The sequence below is a fragment of the Neoaquamicrobium microcysteis genome (assembly GCF_008180155.1).
Taxonomy (GTDB): domain Bacteria; phylum Pseudomonadota; class Alphaproteobacteria; order Rhizobiales; family Rhizobiaceae; genus Aerobium; species Aerobium microcysteis.
Genome location: NZ_VSZS01000068.1, coordinates 1 through 13,031 on the forward strand (window position 1 = coordinate 1; position 13,031 = coordinate 13,031).

Annotated in this window: 15 protein-coding genes; 3 read left to right on the forward strand and 12 right to left on the reverse strand. The window is 61.7% G+C overall.

Annotated features, from left to right (window positions below; all coding sequences use genetic code 11):
* The first annotated feature begins 502 nt into the window (after positions 1 to 502).
* From FY036_RS20930 to FY036_RS20940, 3 genes are all read left to right on the forward strand, one after another.
* On the forward strand, positions 503 to 1,039 hold the full coding sequence (locus FY036_RS20930) for a hypothetical protein (protein ID WP_148916725.1): 537 nt from the start codon (positions 503 to 505) through the stop codon (positions 1,037 to 1,039).
* 124 nt (positions 1,040 to 1,163) lie between these two features.
* Positions 1,164 to 1,418 carry a hypothetical protein gene (locus tag FY036_RS20935; protein ID WP_148916726.1) on the forward strand — a complete coding sequence of 85 codons (255 nt, stop codon included), beginning with the start codon at positions 1,164 to 1,166 and terminating at the stop codon, positions 1,416 to 1,418.
* Positions 1,418 to 1,729 carry a hypothetical protein gene (locus tag FY036_RS20940; RefSeq protein ID WP_148916727.1) on the forward strand — a complete coding sequence of 104 codons (312 nt, stop codon included), beginning with the start codon at positions 1,418 to 1,420 and terminating at the stop codon, positions 1,727 to 1,729. The genes FY036_RS20935 and FY036_RS20940 overlap by 1 nt, the downstream gene beginning before the upstream one ends.
* Positions 1,730 to 1,765: 36 nt before the next feature.
* On the opposite strand, the gene FY036_RS20945 is transcribed toward FY036_RS20940, so the two are convergent.
* From FY036_RS20945 to FY036_RS21000, 12 genes are all read right to left on the reverse strand, one after another.
* Positions 1,766 to 2,479: a hypothetical protein gene (locus tag FY036_RS20945; protein WP_148916728.1), complete on the reverse strand. Its 714-nt coding sequence runs from the start codon at positions 2,477 to 2,479 to the stop codon at positions 1,766 to 1,768.
* Between the two features lie 283 nt (positions 2,480 to 2,762).
* Complete coding sequence (locus tag FY036_RS20950) at positions 2,763 to 4,331, reverse strand: isochorismatase family protein (protein ID WP_148916729.1); 1,569 nt, start codon at positions 4,329 to 4,331, stop codon at positions 2,763 to 2,765.
* Positions 4,332 to 4,354: 23 nt separating this feature from the next.
* Positions 4,355 to 5,203: an MBL fold metallo-hydrolase gene (locus FY036_RS20955; protein ID WP_148916730.1), complete on the reverse strand. Its 849-nt coding sequence runs from the start codon at positions 5,201 to 5,203 to the stop codon at positions 4,355 to 4,357.
* Between the two features lie 22 nt (positions 5,204 to 5,225).
* Positions 5,226 to 6,107: an amidohydrolase family protein gene (locus FY036_RS20960; protein ID WP_148916731.1), complete on the reverse strand. Its 882-nt coding sequence runs from the start codon at positions 6,105 to 6,107 to the stop codon at positions 5,226 to 5,228.
* Positions 6,104 to 7,222 carry a VWA domain-containing protein gene (locus FY036_RS20965; protein ID WP_148916732.1) on the reverse strand — a complete coding sequence of 373 codons (1,119 nt, stop codon included), beginning with the start codon at positions 7,220 to 7,222 and terminating at the stop codon, positions 6,104 to 6,106. Before FY036_RS20965 ends, FY036_RS20960 begins: the two co-directional genes overlap by 4 nt.
* Positions 7,219 to 8,100 (reverse strand): AAA family ATPase, encoded by an 882-nt coding sequence (locus FY036_RS20970; RefSeq protein WP_148916733.1) that lies wholly within the window; start codon positions 8,098 to 8,100, stop codon positions 7,219 to 7,221. Before FY036_RS20970 ends, FY036_RS20965 begins: the two co-directional genes overlap by 4 nt.
* A gap of 2 nt (positions 8,101 to 8,102) precedes the next feature.
* Entirely contained in the window at positions 8,103 to 9,128 is a 1,026-nt protein-coding gene (locus FY036_RS20975) for a xanthine dehydrogenase family protein molybdopterin-binding subunit (RefSeq protein WP_148916734.1), read from the reverse strand.
* A 1-nt stretch (position 9,129) separates the two neighbouring features.
* A complete protein-coding gene (locus FY036_RS20980; RefSeq protein WP_148916735.1) occupies positions 9,130 to 10,803 on the reverse strand; it encodes a xanthine dehydrogenase family protein molybdopterin-binding subunit in 1,674 nt (557 codons plus the stop codon).
* A 9-nt stretch (positions 10,804 to 10,812) separates the two neighbouring features.
* The gene (locus tag FY036_RS20985; protein ID WP_148916736.1) at positions 10,813 to 11,298 is read right to left on the reverse strand and encodes a (2Fe-2S)-binding protein; all 486 of its coding nucleotides are present in this window, start codon (positions 11,296 to 11,298) and stop codon (positions 10,813 to 10,815) included.
* Positions 11,299 to 11,300: 2 nt separating this feature from the next.
* Positions 11,301 to 12,119, reverse strand: a complete 819-nt coding sequence (locus FY036_RS20990) for an FAD binding domain-containing protein (protein WP_148917136.1) — start codon at positions 12,117 to 12,119, stop codon at positions 11,301 to 11,303.
* Positions 12,119 to 12,580, reverse strand: a complete 462-nt coding sequence (locus FY036_RS20995) for an SRPBCC family protein (RefSeq protein ID WP_148916737.1) — start codon at positions 12,578 to 12,580, stop codon at positions 12,119 to 12,121. The genes FY036_RS20990 and FY036_RS20995 overlap by 1 nt, the downstream gene beginning before the upstream one ends.
* A gap of 9 nt (positions 12,581 to 12,589) precedes the next feature.
* The gene (locus FY036_RS21000) at positions 12,590 to 13,027 is read right to left on the reverse strand and encodes an SRPBCC family protein (protein ID WP_148916738.1); all 438 of its coding nucleotides are present in this window, start codon (positions 13,025 to 13,027) and stop codon (positions 12,590 to 12,592) included.
* Positions 13,028 to 13,031 lie beyond the last annotated feature (4 nt).

Consider the following 13,031-nt stretch of genomic DNA (forward strand, 5'->3'; position numbering starts at 1 on the left):
AGCTTCGCGACGATCTCTTCGGGCTTGTGCTTCTTCTGGGGCATTCCAACGTCCTCTCTATCGGCCAAATAGCCTACTTCAGGGAGGACCACTTTTCAGGAGGCAGGCCACGCTTCTCCAGGAAGTTCGCCAGGCGAGTGTCTGCATAGGGTTTACCGGGGATTATCTTCGTCACTGTCGCTCCGATCGATCGTTTTGCACTGTTGTCTGTGCTTTCGATATAGCGAAGCAGTGATGGGGACTGACGGGTTTTTGAATGGCGTGAACTCCAGCCTCTACACCAGCGAGAGCACGCGATGTCGGCTACTAGTTGGCCGGCAAATCCTCGTCGCTTTGGTCGCTGTAGGCGATAGTTCGCGGGCGGACCGCGATCGGATTAGCCACCGCCAACTGCAGCTCGTCTCGGATGTAATGCGAAGGCGAACGAGTTCAGACCGCGTGCGCATTTTTCTCTTGCAATGCGCATGTGAATTCTGTATTCACCTTCACATATGGAGGGCATATGGCAAAAAGCGCATTAGAACGAAAAAGGCTGCAGCTTCAGCGGGAACAAGAGCGCCTGCGCAAGCGAGATGACAGCACATATCCATTCCTGAAAGAGCCATTCTTCAAATGGTTAAATCGGACTGACGCATATGGAGACTGGAGCAGCGGCAGCTTTCACCTGGACGCATCGCAGATCAATGTTCCCCAATTCGAAGACGATTCCGGGCCTCGTTCTGTTGATGGACACGTGGAGTTGCTTTGGGAGAATGAACCAGAGGAAGGACATTACGCTGGCTTTCGGGGATCGATCGGCCGAGCGGAATGTATGGTTGATGACCTCTTAGCAGCGGCGGCTAGTTTCGCTCTAGCGATCAACACCTACAAAAAGGAGCAAATCAACGCCCGGATCGCCGAGACTGAGCAATCAGATCTTTCAGATCCGGACCTGAGGAAGAAGGCGTTTGCCGATGTTGTGCGCCTTCGGAAGATGCTCGACCGGCTCGAAAAGATGACCCGGACAAGCGTCTACGAATACAAGATCAAGGACATCTAACCTTACCCCGGCGGAAGGTGACGGGCGTATAAGCCCAAACGGAACAGCCGAGTTCAGCGACCAAACTTCACTCGGCTGCCCCGCATATCGAAACTCTCGCAATGGTCATCACAGGAGACATCGAATGGCCGATTTTAACACTGGCAACCTCGCCCCTGCAATGGCGGAAACCTTTGAAGAAGGGGCGGCGCGCCTTCAGTTCTTGAACGTTCTCGAACACGCCTTTGAACGGTTCCACGCCAATCCAGCCGACTGCCGCGACTACACCCGGGAGGCGACGGACATGCTTGAATTGTCCGAGCTTTGGGTCGCAAAGTATCACCCTGAAGGGCGTTCTGATTTCGGCGATCCGGCCGATTGCCTGAGGGAGTCTGTCTAATGGCGAACCGTCACGAGCGCCGGAAGAACATCAAGCTTGGTCGAGCCGAGATTGTGCGCATTGATGACTTCATCAACATGCCGAGCATGTGCGCATGGGAGGGTTGTCACTGCACCACGAGCAACGCTGACAACGAAGGGTGGAGCAAGATGGTTCTCTACACCGGCAAGACGCGAACAAACTTTCTGAACATCGATCCCCGCCGCATAGCTCGCGATTGCGTTCTGTGCCCGGAACATGCACGGTATCTGGACGAGCACCTTTTGAAGGACATCGGCAGGCCGCTTCGCCATTTGGAGGGGACGGCTTAATCGCCGATCATCGCCAGCCTACCAGCAGCCCGTCGCTCAAGCGGCGGGCTTTTCACTTGCCTTCTCAAAACCAAGCGGCGAGCGGGCTTCCTCGACAGTGAACCAATGTTTGCGCACCGTCACTAGGCGGTGAACTGCCCGATGGCAGCACGCGCACAGCAATGCCATATCGCTAATCTTTGTGGTGCGTTCACCAGCTGATACGGGCGCGGTATTGTGGTGCGCCTCGAATATCGCGTTGCGAATAGATTCCTCGAATTCGCTCCCCGTTCTTTTGCAAAGATCGCACGACAGACCAGTTGCGGCGCGCTGTTTCAACAATTTGTTTCTGATACCCGGCGCACGCTCGCGAACTAAATGCGTTCGATATTTTTGCTTCGCTTCAACGAACTCAATGTCCTCTTGAGTGGGCGGCAAGGTCGTTCCGCCAACAAGTTCCCATTGCATAACGATCCGCGTTCCCCATCCCTTGGCGGCTGGGACAAATCCGAGACGGATCACGGCAGTCTGTTTTCGGGCTTTGTCGTTGAGGTAGTTGTAGAGGACATTTGCAGGTGAGTAGAAATGGCCGCTCCCCCTGCCGCCTGGCCCCCAGCGGCGGACCATTTCTGCCCAAACGTCCGGTGCTTCCTCTTCCACCAGCGTGCGAAAAGTTTGGGTAGTGAACGGACCGGTCAATTTGCTTCGGATGGATTCCCAATGCTTTTCCAGCATCGGGAAAATTGCTTCCGCTTTGTCTTTTCGTGCCATACCTTCACCCCATGAGTCGGCACGAGTTTAACGTGCTCCAAATAATTTCGCGCATGGCCCCTTCGGCTGTCCGATCATCGCCAGCCTACCAGCAGCCCGAGCTTTGGAGCGGGTCATTTTCTAGACCGTCACAATGTTACAAAATGCCTTGTAAGTAATTGATCTTATTAACTCTGGCTCGATTTCAATCCTCTCTCGCAGCACCATTACACCTTAAAGCTATATCGAGCTGACGGAATATCTCGACGTTGCTTGCAAGTCGGCAGCCATGCATGAGCTTCGCCTACGCTCCCGCTTCCAGAGCGCGCAGGACATCGTCGGTCGTCGTCACCGCGGCCACGTTCTGCATCGCGTAGTCGATCGAGGCGCGGTGCCAGTCGGCATTCATCGTCGAGCACGCGTCTTCGGGCACGATCATGATGTAGCCCTTGTCGGCGCCGGTTCGCGCCGTGTGCTCGATCGACATGTTGGTCCACGCTCCCGTCTCGATGATCGTGTCGCGGCCTTCCGCCTTCAGGATCGTTTCGAGATTGGTGCCCTCCCACGCGCTCATGCGGTTCTTTGAAACGATGTGATCGCCCGGCTGCGCCTCCAGCCCCGGCACGGCCTGTGCGCCCCAGCTTCCCTTGACGAGCGCGTTTGCCTGAACCGTGTTTTCGAACAGCGGGGCGTTGAGCGTCATGCTGCGGCCGGCATTGTCGACCTCGAACCACACATGGATGACGGGGACGCCCAGCGCCCTACAACGCTCGGCCAGACGCCGGGCGTTCTCGATCGCGTTCTGGTCGCGGCAATGCTGGGGCGAACCGGATTCTGAAAAAGCGCCTCCTTCCATGACAACATCGTTCTGCATGTCCTGGATGATGAGCGCGCAGCGCTGGGGATCAAGCCCGGCATGGTTGTTTGACATCGCTTGGCGTCCCTCCTTCTTCACCGGGCCGGCCTTCATGAAAGGTTCGCTCCGCGGGCCGATCTTCACGTCCACCGCGTAGACGGATGTCGATGCGCAGACGAACAGTGTACGCCAGTCCTTCCCGCCCCAGTGCAAATTGGCGGGCAGCTCCGGTATCGAGATCTTGCCGAGAAGCTGGCCATCCGGGTCGTAAACCCAGATGCCGCCGGGCGCCGTCACCCAGACATTGCCTTCCGCGTCGCACTTCATGCCATCCGGCACGCCGGGCCTGAGCGTGTCCCTGATGCCCGAGGCGAACATGCGTCCGCTGCCCAACGTCCCATCGGGCCTCACATCGAAGACCCGGATGTTGCATTGTTCGGTGTCGTTCACGTAAAGGCGCTTCTCGTCCGGCGAGAAGCAGAGGCCGTTGGGCTGGGTGAACATGTAGCGCTCGACGAGCAACTGGGGATCGTCACCCTCCCTTCCCGGCGCGATGCGGAAGACGCCCTGCCAGCCCAACTGGCGCGGACGTTCGATGCCGTAATGAGGCATGCGGCCGTACCAGGGGTCGGAGAAGTAGATGGAGCCGTCGGATCGCACGCATAGATCGTTTGGGCTGTTGAGTTCTCTGCCCTCGAAATGGCTGGCCAGCACCTGGCGCGCACCGTCGGGACGAAAGCGGGAAACGGTGGAAGTCGCGTGCTCGCAGACAAGCAGATTCAGGTCGGCATCATAGGTCATGCCGTTGCCCTTGTTGGCGGGGCTCAGAACCTCCCGCACTCCATTGCCGTCCCATCGGCGGCGCACGTCTCCGGGCATGTCGGAAAACAGCAGATAATGTTCATGCGGATGCCAGATAGGCCCCTCAGTGAAGATAAATCCCGAGCCGATTTGGCGCACCGGCGCATGCTCATCGACAAGGTTGCGGAACTGCGGCCTTACGGCTTCGTGCGCCATCCTTTCCTCCCTCCCCCCTGCCGTCAGACCGGGAACCAGTGGCGGCGATGCACCGTCTGGCTGACAGGCCCAGGCACAGCCATGTCGAGACGGCCGACGATCTGGCCGTTCTCGACCTTCGCGGGCTTGTCGTGCACTGGCAGCAGGAATTTCGAACCATTCAGCAGCTTCTTGATCGCCGCCTTTTCGCCGCGCTTGGAGCCGGCATGATTTCCCGTCACCTGCGGCTCGTTCGCATTGATCTGGTGATAAGGATCGACGATCTGGTTCTGGATGTCATAGATCACGTCGCCGCAGATGGTCGCACGGCCTTCAGCCGTCTCGACATGGACGTTCATCGAACCCTCGGTATGTGCATTGGCTGCTTCCAGCACAACGCCCGGGATGAGTTCTACGGGGCCCGACAGTTCGAGGTCCTCGAAGCGGAGCGCGCCGGGTGTGTGCAGCCGCTCAACGAGATGCATGATGTCCGGCTTGGGATATTGCGGGTGCATGAGGCCGGAAACGGAACATTCCATCTCGCGCCGGTTGACCACCACCGTGGTGTTCATCGGGAAGTGGTCGTCCTTGCCGGCATGGTCGATATGAAGATGTGTGTGGCAGATGTAGCGGACGTCGCCGGGCTTCACCCCGTTACGGGCAAGCTGGTTCTCGATCATCTGTTCATGGAACTGCAGCCCCCGCATGCCCAGAATTTCCATGATCGCGTTGTCGCGAAAGCCGGTATCCACCAGCACGGGATACTGCCCGCCGAGTATGAGGAAGCCGTAGGTGTAGACGCGCGCCCTGATGCCGCAATTGCGTCCCAGCACGAGAAAGCTCGATTCGAGCTCGATGTCGCCGTAGTCGAGAACCTTGATCTCCAGCGCCATTGCGCCCTCCCTTCATTGTCGTTCAGAGCCGGTAGACCCGCTTTGCCGTGTCGTAGAAGATCGCCTTCTGACGTCCTGCGCTCAGGTCGCTGGCGGCCTTGAGGAAGGAGCCGACGAGCTTGGCGTAGCTGGTCCAGAGCTTTTCGATTGGAAAGTTCGAGCCATACAGGCAACGCTTCGCGCCGAAGATCGCGATCGTGTCGTGCAGGATGCGCTCGATATGCGCGTCATCATTGCGATGGATGAAGGTGCCGAAGGCAGACAGTTTCGACACGACATTTTCCTGCTTCGCCAGCTTGCGCATCTGCGCCTTCCATGTGGCGCGGCCGTCGTCCGAGAGGTCTTCCAGCATTCCCGCGTGCTGCAGGACGAAGGTGACCTTCGGACATGCTTCCGCCAGCTCGGCCGCGCCCTCCATCTGGTCCGCAAAGACCTGAAGATCGAAGCTCCAATCGTAGTCAGCGAGATAGCCGATGTTGCGCTGGACGTTGGCGTCGCGACACAGGTCCGGCGTCTTTGCGAAGCGGTATTGCGCGTTCTCGTGCCAGTGAAACTGCTGACGTATGCCGCGCATCAGCGGATGCTTTGCCAGCTTGTCGAGGGCCGGGCGCGCATCAGGCACCGTCATGTCGCAATAGCCGACGATGGCATGCGGCCATCCAGTACGATCGGCGGTTTCCTGCACCCAGGCGACCTCGTCGGCGGCCCAGTTCGGTGCCCAGTTGGCCTGCACATAGACGGACTTCTCAACGCCGGTTCCAGCTATGTCATCCAGAAACTCCTCGATGGGATAATCGCGCTTGATCGCATCGTATTCACCGAAGATGCGTGGTTGGGAGGGCCCGAGCAGCCACGGCAAATCCGACTGTCGCCAGATGTGATGATGAGCGTCGATGATCTTCATGCAGCCATTTCCCTTTCGAACCCCAGCACCTCCGCGCATACGCGCTGCGCACTCGACCCGTCTCCCAGCCGGTCGATGAAGGGCAGCACGGACCGCAATGCCGCTGTCTCGGCGATGTAGTCGTTTCCGCCAGCCAACGGGCTCAGCCAGAGAATGCCCCAGGACAGACGTGACAACTTCTGTACGGCGTCGGTCATCGCGCGGTGGTCACCTCGCTCCAGTCCGTCGGACAGGATGACCACCATCGCGCCCCGTGCAAAACCGGCGAAGCGCGGGATGGACAGGAACACCTGCAACGCGTCGCCAAGCCGCGTTCCTCCATCCCAGTCCGCCACAAGGGCCGAGGCCGTCGCAAGCGCGCGGTCGCGATTGCGCCTGCGCAACGCGCGCGTGACGCGGGTCAGCCTTGTGCCGAGCGTGAAGGCTTCGAGACGGTCGGTCGACTGCGCCAGCGCGTGGGCAAAGCGCAACGAAGCGTCGGTATGGTCCTTCATCGAACCGGACACGTCGATCAGCAGCAGGATGCGACGACGACGTTTCCGTCTTTCCAGCACAGGAAGGGACACCACCTCGCCATCGCGGCGAACCGCCTCGCGCAGCACACGCCGCATGTCCAGCTGTCCCCTGCCCTTGCTCGCCATCAGCCTTCGCGACCGGCGCCTGGGCAGTGCATTCGGCGCTTCTCGGCGGAAGCGGCGCAACGCCTCGTTCTCGGAGAGTGAAGCAAAGCCCCGCGCAAACAGCCGCTCGGCGCCTGTGGGCTGCCCGCCGGATTCTTCAGCATCTTCCAGGTCCGGCGGTTCGCTGTCACCGTCACGATCGTCGAACGCCTGAAGCTCTTCCTCGTCGTCGGGTTCGCCCGGAACGGGAGCGGCAATCGTCTGACCAAGAAACGCAAGACGAAACAGCGCCTCGAACTCCGGGCGTCGCTCCGGTGGCGGCGCGAGCGTCGCATGGGCAGCGCGAAAAATATCTTCCATGGAGCGCGGCCCCAGGAGGCCGACGGCCGCGATGAAGCTTCGCGTCTGCTCAGGCGCCAGCGAAAAGTCGTTGTTTCGCAGGAGCGTTGCGAAATCCAGGAAGGGCTTGAGTGGGCGCGGGAAAAGCTCGCTCATGCCGCAGCCTCGTCAAGAATCTGGTCGAGGCGAGGCTGCATGAACAACAGGTCGTCATGGTCCTTCAGCGCAACGCCTATGGCGCGGCGGAACGCGGCGGGCCACGGCGCGCCCTGGTGGTTGAGAAGCGTGGCTGCCTCGGCCCACTCGACCGTTTCGGCAACGCCGGGCGGCTTGGCGAGTGGTTCTGCCCTCAGCGCGCCGACCGCTGCCACCACCCGGTTGGCAGTATCCTGCGCCACGGTCGAGGCGCGCATCATCACGATCTGCGCTTCCAATGCGGGGTGCGGATAGTCGATCCAGTGATAGACGCAACGCCGCCGCAGCGCTTCGTGAAGTTCACGTGTCCGGTTGGAGGTGAGCACTACAACCGGATGTTCTGTTGCGCGCACGGTGCCGCGCTCTGGAATGGAGATGGAGAAATCCGACAGGAATTCGAGCAGGAACGCCTCGAACTCATGGTCGGCCCTGTCGATTTCATCGATCAGCAGCACCGTATCGCGCGGGTGACGCAATGCGTCGAGCATCGGCCGTGCGATGAGAAATTCGTCGGAATAGATGTTGACGTACTCATCGTGCGCCTGCCGGATCGACAGCATCTGGCGCGGATAATTCCACTCGTAGAGCGCGTGCGCGGCGTCGATGCCTTCATAGCATTGCAGTCGCACGAGTTGCCGGCCGAGGATGGAGGCGATGGCCTTGGCGCCCTCCGTCTTGCCCACACCTGGCGCACCCTCTAGCAGCAACGGCTTGCCCAGCGCCAGCGCCAGATAGGCGGCGGTCGAAAGCCCCTCATCAGCGATATACTGCGCATCCTGCAGCGCAGCAGCCAGCCGATCCGGGCTGTCGATGCCGACTATGGAGTGCCTGATGGGCATAGCTAGCCCCGCCGCCCCTGCGGCTGCGCGCCGCCATTGGCGCGGATGCCTCGCAGGATCTTTTCCGGGGTGATCGGCAGCTCGTCGATGCGCACGCCTACCGCGTTGAAGACGGCATTGACCATGGCTGGAAGCACCGGATTTGCGCACATTTCGCCCGGTCCCTTGCCGCCATACGGGCCATCTGGCGCGGGGCGCTCGAGGATGGAAATATGATGGGAAGCAATGTCGCCGGGCCCTGGCATTAGATAGGTATTAAAATCGAGCGGGCCGTGGCTGCGTTCAGGGTAATAGGGCTCGGTCGTTTCCCAGGCAGCGTGGCTCAATCCCATCCACGCGCCGCCTACCAGCTGCTGTTCGACGAGGCGCGGGTTGAGCGCGCGACCAAGCTCGTAGGCGCTGTTCATCTCCACCACATCGATCTCGCCCGTTTCATCGTCTACATCGATATCGACGATCAGGGCGGCGTGGGCGAAGCAGGAAACCGGCGTCATCTCGCCGGTCTCGGGATCGACCTCCGACAGCGGGATCAGGAAGATGCCGCGGCCGGAAACCGTGCGCCCCTGCTTGAACTGCGCGGCGCCACACGCCTCGGCCGTCGTGATCGACTTGGAAGGCGCGCCCTTCACGTGGATGTTGCCCTTGCCGTCGGTCACAAGGTCGGCAGGGTCGACTTCCAGTTCCTCGGCAGCCGCCTCCAGCATCACCGCACGGGCCTCCTGCGCGGCCTGGATGACGGCGTTGCCCACACGGTGCGTGCCGCGCGAGGCGAAGGAGCCCATGCAGTGCGGGCCGGTGTCGGAATCGGCGGTGTCCACGTAGACATCCTCGACCGGCACCCCCAGCGTCTCAGCCGCGATCTGGCGCGTGACCGATTTCATGCCCTGCCCGAGATCGATCGACGACAATGCGACCATGAACTTGCCGCCGGGATTGGAATGCACCAGCGCCTGCGAGGGGTCGCCACCAAGGTTCATGCCGATGGGATAGTTGATAGACGCAAAGCCCCGCCCGCGGTGAATGGTCATGTCAGCGCCTCCGCAAGCCGGAAATCGAGGAAAACCGCGTGCGCCGCGCATCGCTGGCCGTCTGCGCCGGCGGGGCAGGCGGTGGCGGCGCGGACGCCGCAGGCTGGTGTTGCGGCCGCACCGGCTGTTCGTAGCGTGGAGCCACCGGCACGCTGTCATGCCGGGGCGTCTGTGTCGGCAGCGATTGCGGCGCGGCCGGTTCCGAGCGCTTTGCCTTGCGGGCGTAGTTGCCGGCCGTAAACCCGGTGACCAGACCGTTCTGGTCGATCGCGGTAAAGTTCGGGATTTTGGCCCGTTCGCCACCCCCCTCGCGCAGCGAAGACGCCTGCCGCGCTTTCTGGCTGATCGGCCATTGGGCCTTTTCGGCCGCGACCTGACAGCACTCGATGAGCGCCGTGTTCTTGGCCAGACGACGATGCGCCTTCATGTCGCCGTCCCGGTACGCATTGAGGATGCGCAGCTCGATCGGGTCCATGTTCACCGCATGGGCCACCTTGTCCATATGCGCCTCGATGGCGAAATCGACGCCCGTGATGCCGAAGCCGCGCATGGCGGTTGCAGGGGTGCGGTTGGTGAAGACGCAGTAGACGTCGGCGTAGACGTTGGGGATTGTGTATGGCCCCGGCAGGTGGCCGACGCCCTTAATGATGGCGTAGCTTGAAAGGCGGGTGTATGCGCCGCTGTCGAAGTAGCCGATGAACTTGCGCGCCACGATGCGCCCGTCGTTCATCACTCCGTCCCGGATGTACCAGCGTTCGGCGCCGCGTGGTGCGCCGACCTGCATCTCTTCCTCGCGGTCGAAGATGTATTTGCATGGGCGTCCCGTCAGCATCGTGCCCAGAACCGCAAGCGGCTCGTGCAGAGAATCCACCTTGCCCCCGAAGCCGCCACCAACGGTGCCGCCGATGAAGTGCAGCCGGTTGGACGGCGTTTTCAGCAGCTTCGAGGTGGTGTCGAGCGAGAAGAACAGCGCCTGCGTGGAGGTGTACACCACGTAGCGGTCGTTGGTTTCGGGAGCCGCTATCGCGCCGCAGGTCTCGGTGGGCGCCTGCTCGATGGGCGACATCTGATAGCGCCCTTCGATGACCTGATCCGCCTGTCGAAACCCTGCCTCTACATCGCCGAAGCGCAGCTTCTGATGGTCGTACTTGCCGTGATAGATGAAGAGATTGCCCGGATAGATGTCGTTTACGACGGGCGCGCCGGGCTTCACTGCCTCTTCAACGTCGAAGACAGCCGGTAGCTCTTCCCAGTCGACCCGGACCTTCGCCACGGCGTCGCGCGCCGCGCGTTCGCTCTCCGCCACCACGGCCGCGACGGGTTCGCCCTTGTACGACACCTTCTTTTCCGACAGCAGCGGCTCGTCATCGATGCCGAAATCCAGCAGCGACAGGAGCGTGTTCAGATTTTGCGGCACGTCCCGCCCGGTGATGATGCGAACGACCCCCGGCATACGCTCCGCCTCGCTCGTATCGATGCGGCGGATGCGTGCGTGATGGTGCGGGCTTCGCACGCAGCGTATGTGCAGCAGCCCGTCGAACAGGTGATCGTCGAAGAAGGGCGAGCGGCCCGTGACGTGGCCGAGTGCATCCTGCCGCTGGGTAGGCTTGCCGATCTCGTTGAGATTGTCGTCGCGCTCGTCGGCGAAATATTCCTTGCGGAATTCGATCGTCATGACTCTACCTCACCCATAGCGGCGGGCGCCGCCGGCCTTTGCGGCCTCGAGAATTGCATTGATGATCGGCTCGTAGCCGGTGCAACGGCAGATGTTTCCGGAGATGGCTTCCACAACCTCGTCACGCGACGGGTTGGGGTTCTTGTCGAGCAGCGCCTTGGCCGCCATGAGCATGCCCGGCGTGCAGTAGCCGCACTGGGCGGCGAAACCTTCCATGAACGCCTTCTGCAACGGGTGCAGCTCGGCGCCGCGCTGGAGGCCGCCCGTGGTGGATACCTGTCGTCCCTCGATGGTCTCCGCCAGTGTAAGGCATGACAGATGCGGCTTACCGTCGATCAGCACCGTGCAGGTTCCGCACGTGCCCTGCCCACAACCATATTTCGGCGTCAGATCCCCGACCCCGCGCCGGATGACGTCGAGCAGGTTCTGGCCTTCCTCGACGAAAATCGCCTTTTCGGAGCCGTTAAGGTGAAACTGGATCGGTTTCTTCGCCATATTCACCTCCGCTCGCCGGCCAGCAGCCGCTTGAGATGCACGCCTGCCACCTCGGTGCGGTACCAGCCCGACGCAATGGCATCCGTGGGTGGATTGAGGCCCTGCGTCGCGGCGGCTGCAGCCCGGTCGATGGCCGCTGCATCGAGAGCTTGCCCGTCAAGCGCACGCTCGACGCCCGTGGCACGGACCGGATGCGGCGCCATGGAGCCATAGGCCACACGGGCGCCCTGCACGCGCCCGCCGGACTGCGGCAGGTATGTCGCGATGGACATGACCGACACGCCCTTCGGCTTGACACGGCTAACCTTCAGGAAGCGAAACGCGCCGGCCTCGCGGGGACGCGGCACCGTTACCGACAGCACAAGCGACGTTGCATGCCGCTCACGGTCGCGCAGGAAATCGTCGATGGGAATGCCGCGTCCTGAAGAGCCGGCAAGATTGACGGTTGCGCCCAGTGCGAGCAGAGCAACGGTGAAATCGCCGTAGTTGCCGGTCGCAAACAGATTGCCTCCGACCGTCGCCATGTTGCGGATAGCGGGACCGCCAACAACACGTGCGACAGGCGCCAGGAAGGCCAGATCCCGGCTTTGCGCCACAGCCGCCATCGTGACGCCTGCGCCGACGGTATAGCCGTCACCCTCCGACCGGATGGTGCTGAACGAGGGATCGCGCAGCCTGACGATCGTGTCGAACGACTGATCGCCGGCATTCACCGCGCGCATCACCAGCGTGCCGCCGCCGAGGAATCGCGCCGACCGGCTTGAGGACAAAGCGCGCGCCGCGTCCTCCGTCCGATCATATGTCTCCACTCTAACGGGCATCATGCCCCTCCCTGCGATGCGGGTTCGAGCCCCATGAAAGCGCGAACGGCGCGAAAGCCGCCTTCGTAGATTTCCTCACCGACCTGCTTTTTCAGCTCGGCCTCCCGTCCCGGCGGCGTGTCGAAACGCGACTCCCAATGCCAGAAGGTCATGTCGCCGTCCGTGACCGGCACGAGCCGCACATGCGCGACGTAGTTGAGAAGCGGGATAGGCGTGTCGAGCAGGCAGTAGGAAAAGGCCATGTCGATGTCCGACATCGTCAGCAGCAGTTCGCGCAGCTCCGACCCGTCGGCCAGATGGAACCTGCGCACGCAGCCGACCTTGTCGGACGGCAGCCCTCGTTCGATATGGCTGTCCGCGACCGCCGGATGCCACTGGTCGTGACCGTTGAAGTCGCGCAGCACATCCCACACCGCCTCAACCGGCGCTTCCATGATGGTGGATTTGACGATTTTCACCATCGTCTGCGCCTACCCGCCGAAATGCCGCTTGAGTGCATCGAAGCCGCCCTGGAAGACATTGGTGCCGATGCCGTTGACGAGGTCGTCGGCGACCTCGTCGGCGCATTCGAATTCGGCAGACCATTCCGCAAAAGTGCGGTCGCCATCCGTGATCGGGGTGAGCCGCAGCGTCGCCACATAGTCGGTCAGCGGCATGGGCCCTTCGAGGATCGCGTAGGTGCAGAACATGTCGTAGTCGGACAGGCCGAGCAGCTTTTCGCGCAGCCGGTCGCCATTCTGCAGCGTGAAGTCGCGGACGCAGCCGACCTTGTCGGATGGCTCGCCGTTTTCAATTCGGCTTTCGCGGATGCGCGGGTGCCAGCGCGGCAGCGCGTTGAAGTCGCGGACACGTTCCCACACCTTGGCGGGCGGGGCGTCGATGACGGAAGAGACGAATACTCTCGGCATGGAT